Genomic DNA, 19,785 nt, shown 5'->3' with positions numbered 1-19,785 from the left:
GTTTCTACTCATAGCGCTTCTAAAATACAAAAACTACCTTAAATTTTACTTCAAAGTAGTTTTTATATTATTTTTTAATAGCATCTCATACTTACTCTTACTCGACACTAGTTGTAACCTAGCGGTAGCTATTATTTTTACACTCTAGCGGCAGCGGGAGTCATTTCCGATAACGCTCAAATGTCAAGGTGCGGAGATAATCCTTATTTATATCATATGTCCCTGTATCAACCTCTTCTATCAATGACTTCTCTACAATTTTTTTCTCAATTAAGTCTAAAATTCCAGAATAAACATCATTCATACTCATATTTGATAAATTTGGATTTGTTTCAATGAATTTAAATAATTTCCAAACTGAAAAATTGATAGTTGCTTTATCAATAAAACCTGAATCATATTCACAAATAATATTATTATATTCTATCCTGCATCCTCTTCCGTGAAAATTATATTTATAATCACCTATATTTCCTTTCCTAGAAACCGACTTATCAATATCACTCCATAAACCATTGACAATATTATATTTTTCATTAAAAACACCCTCAAATTTTTTTATAAATAAAATATAATTTCTAATTATTTCTTCCATATTATCAAGCATTGTTTTTAAAAAACACATCACCATAATCTTCCTCCTAAAATTAAAACTACAACAATTATAAAAGAAAGTCCCAATATAAAGGCATTCTCATTTTCTCTCCATTCAGAATACTTTCCTCTAAAACCTTTAAGCATCCATATTAAGAAAGCACCCAAATCACGTATACTACTATATCCGCCTCCCATATGTATTATTTCTTTTTTACTCTTGTAGATTGATTAACATGCTAATTAAACTTTCCCAATTTGATAACGCAGACTTCTAATCCGTGTTTCGTTTCAAAATATAGCTACGGTTATGATCTCTAATTGGTTTTCTAACATAGACTTCTATATTTTATCAATATTTTAACCGATTTAGAACTACAAACCTTTGCCTCTATTTTGTAAAAATATCGACCCAAGCTACTGTCATTATTTTTATAAAATAGATCAAATCTACTTATTTTCTTTTATATTTTGTAGACCTCATTTCATAGTTTTAAAATATAAAACAATATAAGAAATATAGTAAACTTATTGCACGGACTACAAGTCTACACACTCGGGATCGACCCATTTTTTAATATGTATAACATATAATAAATGATTAAATGTAAAGTCTCGAGGTTTTCCTTTAAACTTAAAAAAATTATTGATAATATTTGAGAATGGGTTCTCTCCTGAGAAATACCTACCATAATCAAAAGTGTTCATATCTATCTGAAAATTATCACCAAAAACCATAAAAAACGTTTCAGCATCAATTCCATCAGTTCCAGTTTTGTTAAATGATTCGTTCATATTAGTAATTGTATATCCTAACTTATCATGAACAAAATCTTTTAATTCTTTTATTTTAGTTTCCAAAGTCATTATACATAGATATTCATACAATTATAAGTTGTAAATCAGCCCCACCTATTGTATGATTACCCAGCTACCGCACGATTGCATCGTGTGGTACATATATTGGTTAATACAACCTCAACACAATAACAGTATCTAACTGACCTTTTTCTCCTGCATAATTTAAAAACTACAATACACAATGTTTGGTAGAGCTCATTTAATAGCTTTTAAACAAAGAACAATATAAAAAATCTGGTGCAAATTATCAAACGGACTACAAGTCTACCCATCGTGTTATCAATTATAAATTTTAACCAACCTCTTAAATTCAGATTTATAACCATTGGTATCTTCTCCTATACCTTCTTCTATCAATCTAAAAACATCTTCTTTTTTTGACTTATTACTAAATTTTGATTTGCTAAGTTGCATTCCAAATAGCGTTACTGCAGCGATAAAGTTCATATCATCTGTAGGAGTACTTACTTCATCTTTTACAATTTTGAAGAACTCTGTGCTTTTGCTTTCTTTTGGTAACTTATATCTAAGTTTTACAGTTAATAGCTCATCATTAAAAGTATTTATTTGCTTATTTTGAGTATACTTTAGTTTAGGTAATTTCTTTAAAAACTTACTTTTTACTCCCGTTGGAATTACTTCGTATAATGCAGTAACAGTATGACCACTTCCTAATTCTCCAGCGTCTTTTGTATCATCTACAAAATCTTCATCATTCAACAACCTATTTTCATACCCTATTAAACGATACGCTTGCACTTTTTTGGGGTTGAATTCTACTTGAATTTTTACATCTTTTGCAATGGTGTATAAAGTTCCTCCAAATTCTTTACCAAATACTTTTTGTGCTTCTTGCATTGTATCTATATACGCATGGTTTCCATTTCCTTTGTCTGCTAAAAGTTCTAATTTATCATCTTGGTAATTTCCATAGCCAAATCCTAAAACAGATAAAAACACTCCTGATTTTCTTTTTTCTTCTATTAATTCTTCCATAGCGGAATTGCTAGACGCTCCCACATTAAAGTCTCCATCTGTAGCCAAAATAACACGGTTGTTTCCGTCTTTAATATAATGTTCTTTTGCCAATTTATATGCTAACTCAATTCCTTCTCCTCCTGCTGTTGAGCCTCCTGCTTCTAATTGATTCAGTGCTTTTAGTATGGTTTCTTTTTCAGTTCCTGGAGTAGGTTCTAAAACTACTCCCGCAGCTCCTGCATATACTACTATAGCTACTTTATCTTTTTCTCTCAACTGATTTACCAATAGCTTAAAAGCCGATTTTAGCAGCGGCAACTTGTTTTGAGCTGACATAGACCCCGAAACATCTATTAGAAAAGTTAAATTCGAAGCTGGTAAGTTCTCTTGTTTATATTCCTTTCCTTTTAGTCCAATTCTCACCAACTGGGTATCTTCATTCCATGGCGTAGTAACCACTTCTGTGGTTATTGAAAAAGGGTGCTTTCCCTTGGGTTTTGGATAATTATATTCAAAATAATTAATCATTTCTTCTATTTTAACTGCTTCCTTTGGAATTTTTTGTCCGTTATTTATCATCCTCCTTATATTACTATAAGAAGCTTTATCAACATCAATAGAAAATGTAGATAAGGGAGAATTTATTGGACTTTTAAAAATATTCTCATTTCTTCCTGCATAAGAATCTCTCTTTTCAACTTGATTGTACCCTCTGATTCTAACAGCACTTGAAGAAAACGCTTTTTTACCTTTCAAAGCACCATAACCCACTACTACAACTTCTTCTAAAACATTATCGGGCTTCATGCTTACATTAATCACCGAACTGTCTTCTACATTCTTTTGTACCGTTTTCATTCCTACATAAGAGAACACCAAAATATCTCCTTTCTTGGCCTTTATAGAATATTTTCCATCAAAATCAGTTTCTGTTCCATTGGTGGTTCCTTTAACCATTATGGTTACCCCTGGTAATGGATCTGATTCATCTGAAACGATACCTTTAATCGTTTTTTGTTGTGCTACAAGGGTTATTGAACTCAATAACAACATTGCATAAAATAGTTTACACATAGCTTTCCGTTTTAAAGTTTCCATAAAACTAGCTAGTGTAATACTTTTATAAAATCTTAAATGAGTAAACAAGCTTATTAAGAACGTTAAAGGCACTTTTTAGTGAGGCAAAATTTTAGCAAGTGTTTTTTTACGTTGGATTTTTTTGGTTGCCGTCTCTATGAATTTAGGTATAAAATAAATTTCTTTCGGAATTTCGTATTTAGAGAGTACAGCTAGATTGCTTACTTCGTTCGAAATGACACTGTTTTCTTTTCCCTCCACTACTAAAATTAATCGCTCTCCTAGTCTTTTATCGGGAATTCCTGCTACAAAAAAACGATGGGTTATAATGTTAGCTAGTTTTTCTTCTATTTTTTCGGGATGTAGTTTCACTCCTCCTGAGTTTATGACGTTGTCGTAACGTCCTAACCATTCAAATGATGTAGTAGAAATTAATCGAACGACATCGTTTGTTACAATTCGTTCTTCAGCAACTTTGGGTGCATCGATTACCAGACAATTTCGGTTGTCTTGAGAAAGTTGTACATGGGGAAGAGCCTTGTAGTGAAAATTTTCTTTATTGGCAGGGTGGTTCGTTATCCCTCCAGTCAATGACGCACAATTATTTAGCTTTTTAACAGCGATATGTGTAATGGTCTCCGTCATTCCGTAGGTTGCAAAAATTGCCGTGGGCAGGTTTTGAATTTCTTTAATTAGTTCATTAGACACTGCGCCTCCTCCAACAATTAGTTTTTTTACTTGATGAATTTCTTTTAGAGAATTTTGTAATTGCATGGGTACCATTGCGGAGAAATCATAATGCTTATTGGTTTCTCTTAATGGATTGGAAACTGCCTCTACGATATCTAACTTCCACCCTAACACGAGTGCACGCACTAGCATCATTTTTCCAGCAATATAGTCGGTGGATAAACACAACAACGCAGTGGTGTTTTCTTGTATATCAAAAAAAGTTCCTGTGGCTTTGGCAGAGTTTACCATATATGCTTTTTGTAACGGAATTAGTTTTGGCTTTCCCGTTGAACCCGAGGTTTGTACCACTACAACGTCTTCTTTGGCAAACCATTCGGATAGAAATGAAAATACCGAAACATTAATAGTCCTTGAATAACGTAGAAGTTCTTCTTCAGAAGAAAAGGAGACTCCGTTTAACTGAAAGCTTTTATGAAAGGTGAATTTTCCCAATGTATGTAGTATACAATTTTATAATTATGCTTCAATACTGATTGGCTTTTCAATGTTACCAAACAGTTTTTCTTTCCAGTTTTTCCAACCGTACTTTTTTGAAAATAGCAGTAGCATTAGAGGATATAAAACGAGCACTGGTAAAAACATATCAATCCCTACCGAAGGCTCAGAAGTATCGACAAACAGCGCATCTGTTTGAAAAACGGTCCAATCTGTAGTTACTAAAAATGCCGCTACTATATTATTGACGGCATGCAAACCGAGAGCTAATTCGGTTCCTTCATCCATCAAGGTGGTGATTCCGTAGAAAAAACCCGTTCCTATGTAAAATACCATGGAAATGTAGCCGAGTTTCTCTACTTCAGGGTTTGCACCGTGTAACAAACCAAAAATTACAGAAGTTACAATCAGCGGCACCCATCTGTTTTTAAACCAGACACCTAAGCCCTGCATAAAATAACCTCTAAATAGTAATTCTTCAAAACTTGTTTGTATGGGTAAAAACAAGAATGAAATAGTTACCAGAGTAAAAAAAGGAACGGGCTTAAAATTCCATATATAATCTTCAGGAGACAATATGATATCACTTACTATTACTAGTACAGATAGCACTCCCCAAACTAAAAAACCAAACCAAAATCGACTCCAATCTATCTTGTTTCTACTTGTTATGAGTGTTTTAATCGCTCTTTTGTGAACGTATTTTATTCCTATAAATAATGAAAGTAATCCGAAAGCAAACATAAGAATCATCATGAATAGGAATAAGTTTTTATCGATTCCTAAACTCATAAAATTATCGTTAGCCGCTCTAAGAAACTCTTCTGTATTTTCAGTGTAGAATACCGCTGTTATGAGTAAGGGAATTACTCCTATAAACTGCCATCCTATGAGGGTGATAAAAATGACCAATAGGTATATATACCATTGATTGTATCCTTTGTATGCTTGCTGTATAAAATTCATTTTTACATCTTAAAATTCCAGTGTTTGTTTTTGTTATAGTGTAAATTTCCATGCATAACTTCCAGTGGACTGTCAAAATTGTTTGTAAATAAACTTCCTGTTCCTAAGCCTTGTGGCAACGGATTATGCAAGGTATAAGTCCACTGTGCAATTGCGTTTAGACCCACGTTACTTTCCAACGCACTTGTTATCCAATTTCTTGCGTTATGATTAGCTGCTATTTGTATCCACTCGTTACTTCCTTTGAATCCTCCTACCAAACTTGGTTTTAAGATAATATACTGTGGTTGAATAGTTGCAATACATTGTTCTTTTTCTTTGGTGGAAAACACTCCTATCAGCTCTTCATCTAAAGCTATGGGCAAGGGTGTTTTTTCACATAAACTTGCCATTTCTTGCCACTGTCCTTGTTTTATGGGCTGTTCGATAGAGTGCAATTCTAGCTCTGCTAATCGCTGTAATTTCTGTAAAGCATTTTCGGGCAAAAATGCTCCGTTGGCGTCTACTCTTAGTTCTATTTCTTTGGATGAAAATTCGTTTCGGATAGATTGTAATAGGGCTATTTCAGTATCAAAATCAATCGCTCCTATCTTCATTTTTATAGTAGTAAACCCTTGTTGCAGTTTGTCTTTTATTTGTTGTTGCATAAAAGCTTTTTCACCCATCCAAATGAGTCCGTTGATAGCAATTTGTTGTTTTCCTTCTGTAAATTCTGAAGGGAATAATTCAAATGGGTTTTCATTTTTTAATGATAAAAACGCCTGTTCTAATCCAAATTGTATGGATGGAAACTGCGCTAATTCTGCCAATAAAAAATCTAAATCAGAATTAATGTTCGTACATACCCATTGCAATTTCTTTTCATACTCGGGTGTATCGTCAGCACTTAATCCTCTAAAAAGTCCACATTCTCCAATACCCTTTTTTCCTTCCTTTTCTAATAGTAAAAACCACGTTTCTTTGGTTCTTAAAACTCCACGAGAAGTTCCGCTGGCTTGCTTAAAATTCAGTAAATACTTATGGTAGCTCGCTTTTATCAATTGTCGGTGTTTTAGTATGTGCTTCAGAAACTTTTTTAAACTGGTCTAAGTATTGTTGGCTCATCTTTTTAAGTGCCCCTTTAAAATATGGAAACAAACAACTCATTACATACGATTCGCTGGTACAAATAGATGTTTGTAGTATTTTCGTGTTGTTGCCTTCTGCCGTAAACACATAATCATCGGTTTTTAACATGTTTTCAGCATCATACCCTAAAGCTATTCTTTCGTTGTGTTCATACTCTAAGATTTTTTGCGTCATGGTTATCGGTTTTCCCTTATTTTCTACAACCACTTTATACGTACTCCCCAGCTTGTTGGGTAATTCTTCTATCGTTTCGATTGATTCTAAATCGGGCATCCATTTTTTCATCAACGATACATTCTGAAAATCTTCAAAAACTTCAGGTACAGGTTTGTTAACAATTACTTCATTGGTATACACTACTTCCTGCACTACCAATCCTGTTAAAAAAAAGGCAAGAATTAAGGCGGTAATAATTCCTAGAATTATTTTGATTGCCTTCATGTGTTTACTTTGTTGTTTTCCTGCACTCATGCGTTACATACTTTTGTTCTTAAAAAAAATTTTCTTAACATCTACAAGTATAATCAAAATACTTACTATACCTATCAAATAGTATCGAGATTTTATGGTGGACATTTTAGCCCTAGAAATCTAGATTGACGTTGCTTCGTCGAGATAATAGTGTAATTATAATTAAGTACAGACATTCTCTATGCTTAAATAGTTAGCGTTTCTCCTATTTCTAATAAGATGAGTTCTTTTTTTGCCTGTGCAAACTTTTCTTTGGCTTGTTCTGTATTGATTTCTATCGGTGGAAAAGTATTGAAATGACAGCCTATTACTTTATCACAAATCACCAAATCACTCGCTATAATGGCATCGTCTACTCCCATGGTAAAGTTATCTCCTATTGGAAATATAGAAGCTGTTAAGTTCGTTGACATGGGTATCAATTTCATATCCATAGTTACGGCTGTGTCTCCAGAAACATATAGCGACTTTTCTCCTGCCTTGATTACGAATCCTCCTGGTTGTCCGCCATAACTTCCATCGGCAAATGAAGAGGTGTGAATGGCATTTACATATTTGGCTGAAAAGGTGTTGTTAACATAGGTTCCTCCATGGTTTACGGGATGCCCTTTTAAGCCTTTTGCTCCATAATACATTACTATTTCATAATTGGAAATAATGGTAGCTCCTGTTCTTTCTGCTATGCGCTCAACATCTAGTACATGGTCTTGATGTGCATGGGTAAGCAATATATAATCTGCTTTTACTTCATCTACATTGATTTTTGATGCTAATGGATTCCCTGTTATAAAAGGGTCTATTAACAAATGTGTTTCATTAATTTCAATGCCAAAGCATGCGTGCCCGTAAAATGTGATTTTCATCTGTTTATTTTTATTATTTTTCTACTATGTGATGTAACCTTCGATAGTTAAAACAATTATTACGTGTGTAATTTATAATTCTTTTAAACATGTTGGCTTCATTATTTTTTTCGTTTGATTCGTTTTTTTATAAATACGATTAGTAGCACCAATAAGAGTATAAAAGGCCAAATATTTACCAAACCTATAAAGAACCATTTTACATTATCTATTCCGTTGCCAAATGCATCTGCTAAAAGTCTGCCAAAACTTTTAGAATAAGCACTGTTTACTTCTTCTTTATAAAACCGAATGGTTAAAGTTGAATACGATACTTGATTTTGCAAGTATTTTAAGCGCCCTTCTATTGATTCTATTTCTGATCTTACCTTGTTTAATTCTCGTTCAACTTCGATAATCTCTTTTACGGAAGATGCTTTTTTTAAGATTTCACCGTATCGCTTTTCAAGTTCTTTTTTAACTTTTAAGCGTGCCTCGATATCCAAATACTGCTCGGTAACATCGTTTACCGAAATATTCTTCGTATCAAATCGTTCTACTTTTGAAGAAATTTCATTTAAAAAAGCATCAAAGTTTTTAGAAGGAATTCTAACAATTAAACTAGAGGTTATATTTTGGGAAGATTTATACTCGTTATCGCCCGAAATGTATCCGTTGTATTTTTGTACTGCCTGTGCTATTTGGTTTCTTGTTGCCGATAAATCGTTGGTTTCAAAAGAAATATCGCCTGTTTTAATGAGCTTTCTTTCAATGGTTATTTCATTATTAGTTACCGTAGTATTCGCCTGCATTTCCTGTTCTTCAGAAACAGCAACATCTTCTATACTTTCTGAATACTGATAAGCACCTGCTTCTCTTTTATAATCATTATTATTGCAACTTATAAGCAACACCAATGCTGAGAAAAAAATCAAAACACTCTTCATAATAAAAAATTTCTTGGGAAGTTACAAAATTTGCCCTAATCCGAATAAAATAGAAAACAAAAAAGTGCTCAATGCTACTTTTTTAAGTTCTCCGTCTAGCAAAGCCGCTTCTTTATTTTTATAGACAAAAACTAGGTGTTTAATTAATGGAATGTAGGCTATAACAAACAAAAATTGTGTTGGTGAATGGTAGGTAATAACCACATATAAGAATGCAAATACAAACGATGCGATAATTAAGCAATAGTGATATACTTTTGCAGATGCGGCACCCATTTTTACGACGAGTGTATTTTTTCCTGATTTGGCATCGTTTTTTCTATCTCGCATATTGTTTAGATTCAATACCGCTGTACTTAACAGTCCGATGGTAATTGCTGGTAGAAAAATGATAAGATTTAGTTGTTTGGTATATAAAAAATAGGTTCCTACTACGGCTAACAATCCGAAGAAAACAAATACAAATACATCTCCAAATCCGCTGTATCCATAAGCTGATTTCCCAACGGTATATTTTATAGCGGCAACGATAGCAGCAATTCCTAGCACGAAGAAAATTACCGAGTATAAAAAGTTGTCTTTTCCGAAGGCAATATAAATTAGCAGTAATGCTATACACAAAGTACTAAAAGCTGTAACAATCATTGCTAGCTTCATTTGTTTCGGAGTAATCGCACCAGAAGAAACCATACGGGTTTCTCCTTCTCTGTGGTCATCAGTTCCTTTTACTCCATCTCCGTAATCGTTGGCAAAATTAGAGAGTACTTGAAAACCGATGGTAGTTAAAATGGCCAGCCAGAAGATTGGGGTTTTCAATAAAGTTATAGTACTGTCTACATACACCACTTCATTAAATCCTAAAAACGCTCCCACAATAATTCCTGATACTGAAAGTGGTAACGTACGTAAACGTGCTGCTTTGAGGTAGTTTTTAATCATTCTTACAAAAAACAAGATTCCCGCGAAAGCGGGAATGACATTATTGTTATGTTACTATTACAAATTATTTGCTTCTGCGATTAGTTCTGCAATATCTTTTACTTCGATTTGTGCTTCTTTTTCTTTGAACTTTACACCATCGGTCATCATAGTATTGCAATACGGACAGCCTGTAGCAATAATTTGAGGGTTGGTTTCTAAGGCATCTTCTGTACGTAATACATTGATATCCTTATCTCCCTTTTCTGGTTCTTTAAACATCTGTGCACCTCCTGCTCCACAGCACAAGGCTGTTGATTTATATCGTTTCATTTCGGTCATTTTTACGCCTAAACGACGAATTAAATCACGCGGACTTTCATATACATCATTGGCACGCCCTAAATAGCATGGGTCGTGATAGGTTAATCGTTTTCCGTTTAAGTTTTTATCCTCTATAGTCAAACGCCCATCTTTGATTAACTTGCTAATGTATTGTGTGTGGTGATACACTTTATATTTCCCTCCTAATCCTGGGTATTCGTTTTTTAGCGTATTGAATGAATGCGGATCGCAGGTTACGATTGTTTTTATTTCGTAAGCATTTAACACTTCAATATTCGTAACGGCTTGCATTTGAAATAAAAATTCATTTCCAGCTCGCTTTGCGGCATCGCCTGTTGAACTTTCTTCGGTACCCAATACTGCAAAATCAACTCCTGCTTGCTGTAATATTTTTACGAAAGCTCTGGTTATTTTTTTTGCTCTATCATCATAACTTCCTGCAGCTCCTACCCAAAACAACACTTCTGGTTGTTTTCCTTGAGCCATCATTTCTGCCATTGTTGGTACTATCATAATTCTTTATCGTTTAATTATTGATATCATTTATCTTAACTGTAAGCTTTCTTCAATACTATTTCAGAAAACAATTTTTATATTTTTATTGATATGTTAAAATTAGCTAATAAATAGGGAGTAACTAACCCATATGCATTATCCGACCCCAATACTTTAAAGGCTCCTAAACCTATACTAGGCTCAAAAAATAGTGATTTATTTAATTTGAATTGATACCCATAAACTGCATCAAGACTCAACATGCTTGTCCATTTTTCGTAACTAAGACCTACAAAATAGCCATATCTTAGATTGGACTGAAAAAAAGAAGATGATTCATTGTTACTCCTCGTGTAATATCTCACAAATGGACTTATCATATACCCCTCTTCTTTTATATCCATATCGAAAAAAAGCATCGTTTTTGTATTAAAGTAAAGTAGTCCAAGTCCATAGGATAATTGGTCGGTTTTATGATACTCTCCTTCAAGCTGATAAATTCCGAATACTGATTTTACAACATCTAACTTTAATGTATAGTCTTTTTCCTGTGAAAAACTACTAGTTAAAATAAATATAAAAAGTATAATAGTTAATATTTTTTTACTCGTTCTACTGCTCATCTTTCCAGTTTAATCGATCCATTTGGCTATACTGCCATGGTGCTCCGTTATTTTCAATATTGGTCATCATCATATTTAGCTCTTGCGGTGCTGCTGATTCTTCCATAACTAAATAGCGACGCATGTCTATAATAATTGATAACGGGTCGATACCAATCGGACACTCTTGCACACAGGCATTACAACTTGTACATGCCCATAACTCTTCTGGAGTAATATAATCGTTTAATAACTGCTTTCCGTCGTCTTTAAACTCCCCTCCATTGGCATCAATATTTTTTCCTACTTCTTCTAAACGATCACGTGTTTTCATCATAATGGCACGTGGTGATAATTCTTTTCCTGTAAGGTTTGCTGGACACGACGATGTACAGCGCCCACATTCAGTACAGGTATAGGCATTCATCAATTGTACCCAGTTTAAATCGGTTACATCAGAAGCTCCGAATTTCTCTGGCATTTCTTCCTCGGCGCCTTCTTCTGGCATTGCATAAGGGTCAGCATCTGGATCCATCATCATTTTTACTTCTTTGGTAACTGCCTCTAAATTATCGAACTGTCCCTTAGGATTTAAATTGGCAAAAAACGTATTTGGAAATGCCAATAAAATATGTAAATGCTTAGAGTAATATAGGTAGTTTAAGAAAATTAGAATTCCAACAATATGTAACCACCAAGCAGTTTTCTCTATCGTATGCAATGCTTCAGGTGAAAAACCATCAAACCAAGGTGCTATGAATTGAGAAACTACATTTCCTACTCCTGCTTCTTGAAAGGGAACATCGGTAGCGTTCATAATTAGGAACAACGACATGAGTACCATTTCAAAATACAATATAATATTTGCGTCTTTCTTCGGCCACCCTTTCATTTCTTTATTCCAGAAGCGTTGTACTTTTTCGATATTTCTTCTAAACCAGAAAATAATTACGGCTACTAAAACTAAAAAAGCAAGTATTTCGAAATTACCAATTAAGAATCCGTACAAAGTATCTCCTAAAATTGGTTGAAAAAAACGATGTGTTCCGAATAATCCATCAATAATAATTTCAAGCATTTCAATATTGATTAGGATGAATCCTATATACACCACAACATGTAAAATTCCTGAAATTGGACGGCGCACCATTTTGTATTGCCCTAGTGCTATTTTTGCCATGTTTTTCCATCGTTCTGGCTGTCTGTCGGTTCTATCAATATCTTTTCCTAGCTTAATGTTTCGTATGAGTTTACGAACATTCATTACAAAATATCCTATCCCTGCAATTAAAATCAACGCAAAAAAGATGTTTGATATGTATTTCTCCATCGTTCTTTAATTATTAAGTTTTGTTAGAAATAAAGTGGGTTTACTTCGTATTTTCGTTATTGGTATTATTGTCTTCGTTATAAGGTTTCGGTTTCTTTCCAAATAGTGAAAAATGCACAAAACGCTTAGGATTTAGCTTCATCTCCCTTAATAGTTCTTCTAATTCTTTTGAAGCATTGGTTAGGTTTGTATACATTTTTTCATCGGTCATTAACTTTCCTAAAGTTCCTTTTCCTGATTTCATTTTAGCCAACATATCATTAACATTTGTTAAAGTGGCTTCGAGCTTTTTTACTGATTCTCCTAGGTTAGCCTTCGCTAAATCGTCGGATACTTTCGTAAAATTGTCTGTAATTTTTTTCGTGTTGGTTAAGGTGGCGTTTAGGTTAGTCTTACTATCTTTTATTAAATCATTTACAGAAGCTAAGGTTTTACGAACATCTGACATTACCTTCTCCAGCCCTAAAACACTCCTATTTAAGCTTTTACGAGATTCCTCATTTAAAACCTGATTCACCCCAATTAATAAAGAATCTGCACCGACTAGCACATTTTCTAGTTTTGCCTGAATTGGGTTGAGTTTTTCTCCTACTGAAGAAAAGATATCGGATTCTACCTCTCCCTTTAAATAATCTCCTGATATTGCTACTTCTCCATCGTATTTAGGAATAATGGCTAAGTTTTGCCCGCCCATTAAACTTGCTGAATAAATTTTAGCAATGCTATTTTTTGAAAACTTAAAATCGGTATTAAGTGAGATTTTTACTACAAGACTTCCTCTTTTTTCAGGGCTTTCATTAAAAAATATTTGTTCTACATTACCTACCTTTAAACCGTTTATGGTAACTGAACTTGCTTCGTTAAGACCATTTATATTATTGTACTCTACAAAAAAGTGTCTTGCATTCGCACTGAACAAGTTTTGCCCTTTTAAGAAATTATAACCCCATATAAACAATGCTATAATTACTACGGCAACGATTCCTGTTTTTAATTCTTTAGACATATAATTTATTTATACCAGCGAAAATAACAATAATTTTCAGAGTATAAATATAGAACACCTCTAAATTAATCGTTTTTCAGTGCTTCTGCCATAGAAATTCGTTTTCCGTTCTTAAAAGCTACTAACCATGCATCTTTATAGCCTTTGTTTTTTACTTGGGGTAATATTCTTTTTATTTCAGTTAAGCTTGGGGAGTTTCCGTAATAATATTTGTAGTAATTATCAATAAATAGAGATTCAACATCTTCTAAGTTTTTAAAGCTACTTGTTGAAAGTTTTTTTCTTGAAGCTGCTATTTGTATGCGAAAAACAATTTCTGAAGAAATACGTTTTAAAGGTGTTTCTATATTCTTACTTGGTGCTTGTACTTCCTTAGTTTTTTCTTTAGTAACTTCTTTTTTAGCTAGAGCTTCTTCTTTTTTAGGGATTGTCTTTTTTACTACTTTTTGTTCCACTGGCTTTGATAGTTCTTTTTCTACTAACGGTGCATTTACTGTAACTGTTTCGCTTATGGTATTTAGCTTAAGCCTTTTAAAATATTTTTTAATAGCTTCAGCTATTGATTTTGCCATTTGTATTTGACCGCTTCTAGAGTTTAAAAACTTACCTTCATTTTTATTAGTTAAAAAACCTAATTCTATCAAAACACTGGGCATAACAGTTTCTCTTAACACTAAAAAATTAGCTTGCTTTACTTTTCTATTATTTCTTTTTAACGCTACGAAGTTATTTTGAACTAAGCCTGCAATTCCTAGGCTGTTTTCTAAGTTTTCTTCTTGAAGCACCGACAATCCTATTACTGACTCTGGTGAGTTAGGGTCGTAATCGTAATTTTGTTTGTAATTATCCTCTAATAAAATTACGGCATTCTCTTTTTTTGCGATCTCTAAATTTTCCTGATTACCACTTAAACCTAAAACAAAAGTACTTGCTCCATGTGGATCTGGTCTTCTAAAAGCATCGCAGTGAATAGACACAAATAAATCTGCTTTTTTATCATTTGCTATTTTAGCACGGTTATGTAACTCAACAAAAACATCTTTTTTACGAGTATAAACTACTTCAATATCTCTTGATGTTAGCAACTCTTTACCCACATCTAGTGCCACTCGCAAGGCAATACTTTTTTCTCTAAAACCGTTTCCTAGATTCCCAGGGTCTTTCCCTCCATGACCCGCATCAAGAACAACGGTGTATTTTTTTTGTGCCGTTACCTCTAATGACACTCCAAATAAAATGGTTAAGACAGTTAGAACAGTAAAGGTTAATTTTGTTATGTTATATTTAAGGAAATTTAAGAATTGCATCAATAAAATTTAACTATTTTTGGTGTTTAAAATATAAGCGTTCAAATAGCACGCCAAAGTTTTAAATATAACACAAAAATAGTATTAATAATATTGCGAGCAAATCCAACTTACATACTTTTAGCTTTCTTTCTTTTTTGTTTTCAAATAAGTACTGCGCAAGAATTTGGTAAAAAAGGGATCAGTCCTCAAAAACTCAAAGTAGATTCTACTTTTACCAGTTCTAAAGATTCTTTGATTGATATTAAAAAGACTGATATTATTGTAAAAAAAAGAGATACTATTGCGAATGACTCTATAAAACCTAAAGAGGTAATTGATGGTATTATTACCCATGACGCTGAAGATTATACGATACAAAACGCAAAAAATAAAACCATTACCCTATACAACGAAGCCCATGTAACGTATACTGATATTGATTTAAAAGCTGGAATTATTATTCTAGATTATAAAAACAATATGGTGTATGCTAAGGGAATTAAAGATAGTACGGGGTATCATCAACGTCCGCAATTTAAGCAAGGGAATCAGGAATCTGAGCAAGATTCTATTTTGTTCAACTTCAAAACTAAGAAAGCCTTGGTGTATGGGGTAAAAACAAATCAAGCTGGTATTATTACGTACGGAGAAAAAACAAAACGTGTAAACGATTCTACCGTCTACATGCGAAGGTTGCGCTTTACCACTTCAAAAAAGAAAATTCCTGACTATTACATTCAGACAAATAAAGCGAAGTTGGTTCCTGGTAAAAAAATTATTGTTGGAGGTAGTAACTTAGTATTAGCTGATGTACCAACTCCTGTTTACTTACCCTTTGCTTATTTTCCTATGACCAATAAAAGGACTTCTGGTTTTATTATTCCCTCTTGGGGAGAAAGCAATAGCCAAGGTTTTTTCATGCAAAACGGTGGTTATTATTTCGCTCTGAGTGATTATTTTGATTTGACGATGTTAGGTGACTTATACACCAACGGAAGTTGGGGACTTAACACCTCATCGAACTACTACGTTCGTTATAAATTTAGCGGGAGTTTTAGTGCGCGTTATGAAAATATTATTCGGGGTATACGTGGTTTGAGTGATTATCAAAAATCTACTAACTTTAACATACGATGGAGTCATAGTCAAGACGCGAAAGCGAGTCCGAATTCCCGTTTTTCTGCATCGGTTAACTTAGGTAGTAGTAAGTATTACCGTCAATCGTTAAACGAATTTAATAGCTCTCAGTTTTTAAATAATACGTTGAGTTCTTCCGTTTCTTATTACAAAAAGTTTGTGGGTACACCTTTTAATATGAATGTGACTGCTACTCATACTCAAAACACCAATACCGAAACGATTACCATGACACTTCCTTCATTACAGGTAAACATGGATCGTATTTATCCGTTTGCTGGTAAAGGTGGTATCAAAAAGAATGCTATTCAAAAAATAGGTTTGAATTACAGTATGCAAGGGCAATATCTTATTAATACTACTGATGATGAGTTCTTAACAGCAAAAATGTTTCAAACTGCCAAAAAAGGGGTACAACATTCAATCAGTACCAACACCAGCATGAAAGCTTTTAAGTATTTTACCTTAACACCTAATGTTAGTTACAAAGACGTATGGTATTTTGACAAAATTAAAAAGCGATACGACTCTGAAGCTATTGACAAAGATGACAATTTTGGAGCTGTGATTAACGATACTCTTAGTGGATTTACTCGCTATAACGAATATAATTTTGGGGTTTCTTTATCTACGAATATCTACGGTATATTTCCTATTAAAAAAGGTCGTTTAAAGGGTATTAGACATACGATAAGACCTTCTATTTCGTATGGGTATCGCCCTAATTTTGCTGATGATTATAACTTGACCGTGCAACAAAGTTCCGACCCGAACGATTTGCTAACTTATTCTCCTTTTCAAGGTGGTGTGTACGGAACTCCTGGAAGTGGTATTTCAAATTCTATTAGTATAACTGTAAATAATGTTTTAGAGGCTAAAGTAGCTCCAAAAGATCCAGATAGCGATGAAGAAGATAAAAAAATAACCATTCTTAACAACTTAGACTTTAGTGCAGGCTATAATATTGCTGCTGATAGTTTACGATGGTCTACTGTTAGAGCCAATGCGGGTACACGTCTTTTTAAAGATAAACTAGCGTTAAACATGAATGCTACCTTCGACCCTTACCAAGTAAATAGTGAAGGACAACGAATTAATAAATTTAATAGTGCTATTCTCAGGCTCACCGATGTAGGAGTTACTGCTAATTATGCTATTTCTAGTAAAGATTTTGAAAAAAAAGATGACGATGACAAATCTGAAGATAAAAATCAAAGTGGTAATGGAGCACAAGATACTCCAGATGTATTTGGTGAGAACATGGGAATAACAAACGGATTTCCTAATCAGACCAATACTAAAGAAGACGAAGTTAAAGAAACAGAACTTTACAAAGCTAAAATACCTTGGACTCTTAATTTAGTATACGCTATGAGTTACTTTGATAATGGATTAAAAAGCGGTATAAGAAACAACTCATTAATGTTTAGTGGTAATGTAGAGTTGTCTCCGAAATGGAAAGTTGGTTTTTCTTCTGGATACGATATTAAAGACAATGCGTTTACGTATACACGACTTAATTTTTCAAGAGATTTAGATAGCTGGCGCTTTAACTTCAATTGGACTCCTTTTGGTAGGAACTCTTCTTATTACTTTTTTATTGGTGTAAAAGCGTCGGTACTAAGCGATTTAAAATGGGATAAAAACAAACCACCAGACAGGGTATTGTTTTAAGCTGTATGTAGGCTGTAGGCAAAACTAAAAACCTTTTTAACTTTTTAACTTAAGTAAGAATGAAAAAAATAATTATAACTGATAACGCTCCTTCTCCAATTGGGCCATACAATCAGGCTGTATTGAGCGGAAACACGCTTTATACTTCTGGTCAAATAGCAATTAATCCTGAAACGAATGAATTGGTTTTAGATTCTATTGAAGCAGAAACGAAACAGGTAATGCAAAATATGAAAGCCGTGTTAGCTGCTGCAGACATGACTTTTAACAATGTAGTAAAAACGTCTATTTTTATTTCAGATATGCACAATTTCTCTAAAATCAACGCAGTTTACGGACAATATTTTGAAGAAGCCACTGCTCCAGCTCGTGAAACCGTAGAGGTAGCTAATTTACCTAAGTTTGTCAATGTTGAAATTAGTATGATTGCTATCAAATAATAGCATACAAATCGATATAACACGAACAAAAAAATTCACTCTTTAAGTGGATTTTATACCGCTTTGATTAATAATTCTGCTGTTGAAGGGTTTGTTGCCAAAGGAACATTATGAACATCACACAAACGTAGTAACATTGAAATATCTGGCTCATGTGGGTGTTTTGCTAAAGGATCTCTAAAAAACAAGACCATTTGACATTTTCCTTCTGCTACTCTACCTGCAATTTGAGCATCGCCTCCAATAGGCCCTGACAAGAACCTTCTAACCTCAAAACCTGCTTTTTCAGCTTGTTCTCCGGTAGTTCCAGTAGAAATTAACTCGATTTTTTTCTGATGTAACACTTCTTTATGGTTATTTAGAAACTGAACCATTTCAGCTTTCATCCCATCATGTGCTATAATTGCTATTTCCATACATAAAAATATTAAAAAAACATTCCCATCTAAAAAAGCGGGAATGTTTTCTGGTATTCTATATATTATAAATATTATTCTTATAAAGACGCTGCATGTACGAGTAAATCTACAATTTTTGTAGCATATCCATACTCATTATCGTACCATGAAACTACTTTAAAGAAATTTTCATTTAACTCTAAACTTGCTTTAGCATCTACAACAGAAGTTCTTGTTTCAGAAACAAAATCTTGAGAAACAACTTGTTCTTCGGTAAAACCTAAAACTCCTTCTAGTTCTCCTTCTGAGGCTTCTTTTAATTTAGTTAAAATTTCTTCTAAAGACGTCGACTTTTCTGTTCTAAAAGTTAAATCTACTAAGGAAACATCTGGGGTTGGTACACGCACTGCCATACCTGTCAATTTACCCTTTAAATCGGGAATAACTTTGGCTACTGCTACCGCTGCACCTGTAGTGGTGGGTATCAGGTTACTTAGTACCGAACGACCTCTTCTCCAGTTTGAATTTGGTCCATCAACAGCATCTTGACCTGAAGTAGCTGCGTGAATTGTGGTCATTAAACCTTCTACTAAACCAAAGTTTTCATGAATAACTTTTGCCAACGGTGCTAAACAGTTTGTAGTACACGATGCATTTGAAATGATGGTATCATCGGCAGATAATTCTTTATGATTTACCCCAACTACAAACATTTTTGCATCTTTAGACGGTGCTGAAATAATCACCTTTTTTGCTCCTCCTTTAATGTGTAAACCTGCTTTTTCTTGCGTTAAGAAAAACCCTGTTGATTCAATAACATACTCAGCACCTGCTGCATCCCATTGTAAGTTTTCAGGATTTCTTTCTGCTGTAACTCGTATAGTTTGTCCGTTCACTACCAAGTTCCCATCTTTCACCTCAACATCTCCCTTGAAACGTCCATGAACTGAATCGTATTTTAGTAAATAGGCAAGATAATCAACCTCTAATAAGTCGTTTATCGCTACTACTTGTACATTATCTCTTTCCATTGCAGAACGAAAAGCTAATCTACCGATTCTTCCAAATCCATTAATTCCTATTTTTATCATTATTTTAA

Annotated in this window: 20 protein-coding genes; 2 read left to right on the top strand and 18 right to left on the bottom strand. The window is 33.7% G+C overall.

Annotated features, from left to right (window positions below; all coding sequences use genetic code 11):
• Positions 1 to 160: 160 nt before the first annotated feature.
• From P8625_RS01865 to P8625_RS01790, 16 genes are all read right to left on the bottom strand, one after another.
• Positions 161 to 595: a DUF6896 domain-containing protein gene (locus tag P8625_RS01865; protein WP_279651809.1), complete on the bottom strand. Its 435-nt coding sequence runs from the start codon at positions 593 to 595 to the stop codon at positions 161 to 163.
• 29 nt (positions 596 to 624) lie between these two features.
• Positions 625 to 792 carry a hypothetical protein gene (locus P8625_RS01860; protein ID WP_279651808.1) on the bottom strand — a complete coding sequence of 56 codons (168 nt, stop codon included), beginning with the start codon at positions 790 to 792 and terminating at the stop codon, positions 625 to 627.
• 342 nt (positions 793 to 1,134) lie between these two features.
• Positions 1,135 to 1,461: a DUF1493 family protein gene (locus P8625_RS01855; protein ID WP_279651807.1), complete on the bottom strand. Its 327-nt coding sequence runs from the start codon at positions 1,459 to 1,461 to the stop codon at positions 1,135 to 1,137.
• Positions 1,462 to 1,734: 273 nt separating this feature from the next.
• Entirely contained in the window at positions 1,735 to 3,507 is a 1,773-nt protein-coding gene (locus tag P8625_RS01850; RefSeq protein ID WP_279651806.1) for a vWA domain-containing protein, read from the bottom strand.
• Positions 3,508 to 3,606: 99 nt separating this feature from the next.
• Entirely contained in the window at positions 3,607 to 4,695 is a 1,089-nt protein-coding gene (locus tag P8625_RS01845) for an AMP-binding protein (protein WP_279651805.1), read from the bottom strand.
• A gap of 24 nt (positions 4,696 to 4,719) precedes the next feature.
• Complete coding sequence (locus P8625_RS01840; protein ID WP_279651804.1) at positions 4,720 to 5,664, bottom strand: CPBP family intramembrane glutamic endopeptidase; 945 nt, start codon at positions 5,662 to 5,664, stop codon at positions 4,720 to 4,722.
• A 2-nt stretch (positions 5,665 to 5,666) separates the two neighbouring features.
• A complete protein-coding gene (locus P8625_RS01835) occupies positions 5,667 to 6,704 on the bottom strand; it encodes an o-succinylbenzoate synthase (protein ID WP_279651803.1) in 1,038 nt (345 codons plus the stop codon).
• Positions 6,682 to 7,233: an SRPBCC family protein gene (locus tag P8625_RS01830; RefSeq protein ID WP_279651802.1), complete on the bottom strand. Its 552-nt coding sequence runs from the start codon at positions 7,231 to 7,233 to the stop codon at positions 6,682 to 6,684. Before P8625_RS01830 ends, P8625_RS01835 begins: the two co-directional genes overlap by 23 nt.
• 215 nt (positions 7,234 to 7,448) lie before the next feature.
• Positions 7,449 to 8,126, bottom strand: a complete 678-nt coding sequence (locus tag P8625_RS01825) for a metal-dependent hydrolase (protein WP_279651801.1) — start codon at positions 8,124 to 8,126, stop codon at positions 7,449 to 7,451.
• A gap of 101 nt (positions 8,127 to 8,227) precedes the next feature.
• A complete protein-coding gene (locus P8625_RS01820; RefSeq protein ID WP_279651800.1) occupies positions 8,228 to 9,052 on the bottom strand; it encodes a DUF4349 domain-containing protein in 825 nt (274 codons plus the stop codon).
• Between the two features lie 21 nt (positions 9,053 to 9,073).
• A complete protein-coding gene (menA, locus tag P8625_RS01815) occupies positions 9,074 to 9,991 on the bottom strand; it encodes a 1,4-dihydroxy-2-naphthoate octaprenyltransferase (RefSeq protein ID WP_279651799.1) in 918 nt (305 codons plus the stop codon).
• A 57-nt stretch (positions 9,992 to 10,048) separates the two neighbouring features.
• Complete coding sequence (locus tag P8625_RS01810) at positions 10,049 to 10,828, bottom strand: (Fe-S)-binding protein (protein WP_279651798.1); 780 nt, start codon at positions 10,826 to 10,828, stop codon at positions 10,049 to 10,051.
• A 77-nt stretch (positions 10,829 to 10,905) separates the two neighbouring features.
• On the bottom strand, positions 10,906 to 11,433 hold the full coding sequence (locus P8625_RS01805) for a DUF3575 domain-containing protein (protein WP_279651797.1): 528 nt from the start codon (positions 11,431 to 11,433) through the stop codon (positions 10,906 to 10,908).
• A complete protein-coding gene (locus tag P8625_RS01800) occupies positions 11,423 to 12,742 on the bottom strand; it encodes a (Fe-S)-binding protein (RefSeq protein WP_279651796.1) in 1,320 nt (439 codons plus the stop codon). The genes P8625_RS01805 and P8625_RS01800 overlap by 11 nt, the downstream gene beginning before the upstream one ends.
• Positions 12,743 to 12,782: 40 nt before the next feature.
• Entirely contained in the window at positions 12,783 to 13,748 is a 966-nt protein-coding gene (locus P8625_RS01795) for an MlaD family protein (RefSeq protein WP_279651795.1), read from the bottom strand.
• 65 nt (positions 13,749 to 13,813) lie between these two features.
• Positions 13,814 to 15,055 carry an N-acetylmuramoyl-L-alanine amidase family protein gene (locus P8625_RS01790; RefSeq protein WP_279651794.1) on the bottom strand — a complete coding sequence of 414 codons (1,242 nt, stop codon included), beginning with the start codon at positions 15,053 to 15,055 and terminating at the stop codon, positions 13,814 to 13,816.
• 93 nt (positions 15,056 to 15,148) lie between these two features.
• Between P8625_RS01790 and P8625_RS01785 the strand changes: the two genes are divergently transcribed.
• Positions 15,149 to 17,848, top strand: a complete 2,700-nt coding sequence (locus P8625_RS01785) for a putative LPS assembly protein LptD (protein ID WP_279651793.1) — start codon at positions 15,149 to 15,151, stop codon at positions 17,846 to 17,848.
• A 59-nt stretch (positions 17,849 to 17,907) separates the two neighbouring features.
• Positions 17,908 to 18,288 carry a Rid family detoxifying hydrolase gene (locus P8625_RS01780; protein WP_279651792.1) on the top strand — a complete coding sequence of 127 codons (381 nt, stop codon included), beginning with the start codon at positions 17,908 to 17,910 and terminating at the stop codon, positions 18,286 to 18,288.
• Positions 18,289 to 18,341: 53 nt separating this feature from the next.
• Here P8625_RS01780 and P8625_RS01775 read toward each other — a convergent pair whose 3' ends face one another.
• Both P8625_RS01775 and gap read right to left on the bottom strand, forming a co-directional pair.
• A complete protein-coding gene (locus P8625_RS01775) occupies positions 18,342 to 18,704 on the bottom strand; it encodes a methylglyoxal synthase (RefSeq protein ID WP_279651791.1) in 363 nt (120 codons plus the stop codon).
• An 80-nt stretch (positions 18,705 to 18,784) separates the two neighbouring features.
• Positions 18,785 to 19,777: a type I glyceraldehyde-3-phosphate dehydrogenase gene (gap, locus tag P8625_RS01770; protein ID WP_279651790.1), complete on the bottom strand. Its 993-nt coding sequence runs from the start codon at positions 19,775 to 19,777 to the stop codon at positions 18,785 to 18,787.
• Positions 19,778 to 19,785 lie beyond the last annotated feature (8 nt).

The organism is Tenacibaculum tangerinum, from assembly GCF_029853675.1.
GTDB classification, from domain to species: Bacteria; Bacteroidota; Bacteroidia; order Flavobacteriales; family Flavobacteriaceae; genus Polaribacter; species Polaribacter tangerinum_A.
The sequence above is the reverse complement of the archived record's forward strand: the minus strand, read 5'-3'. Positions and strand labels throughout refer to the sequence as shown.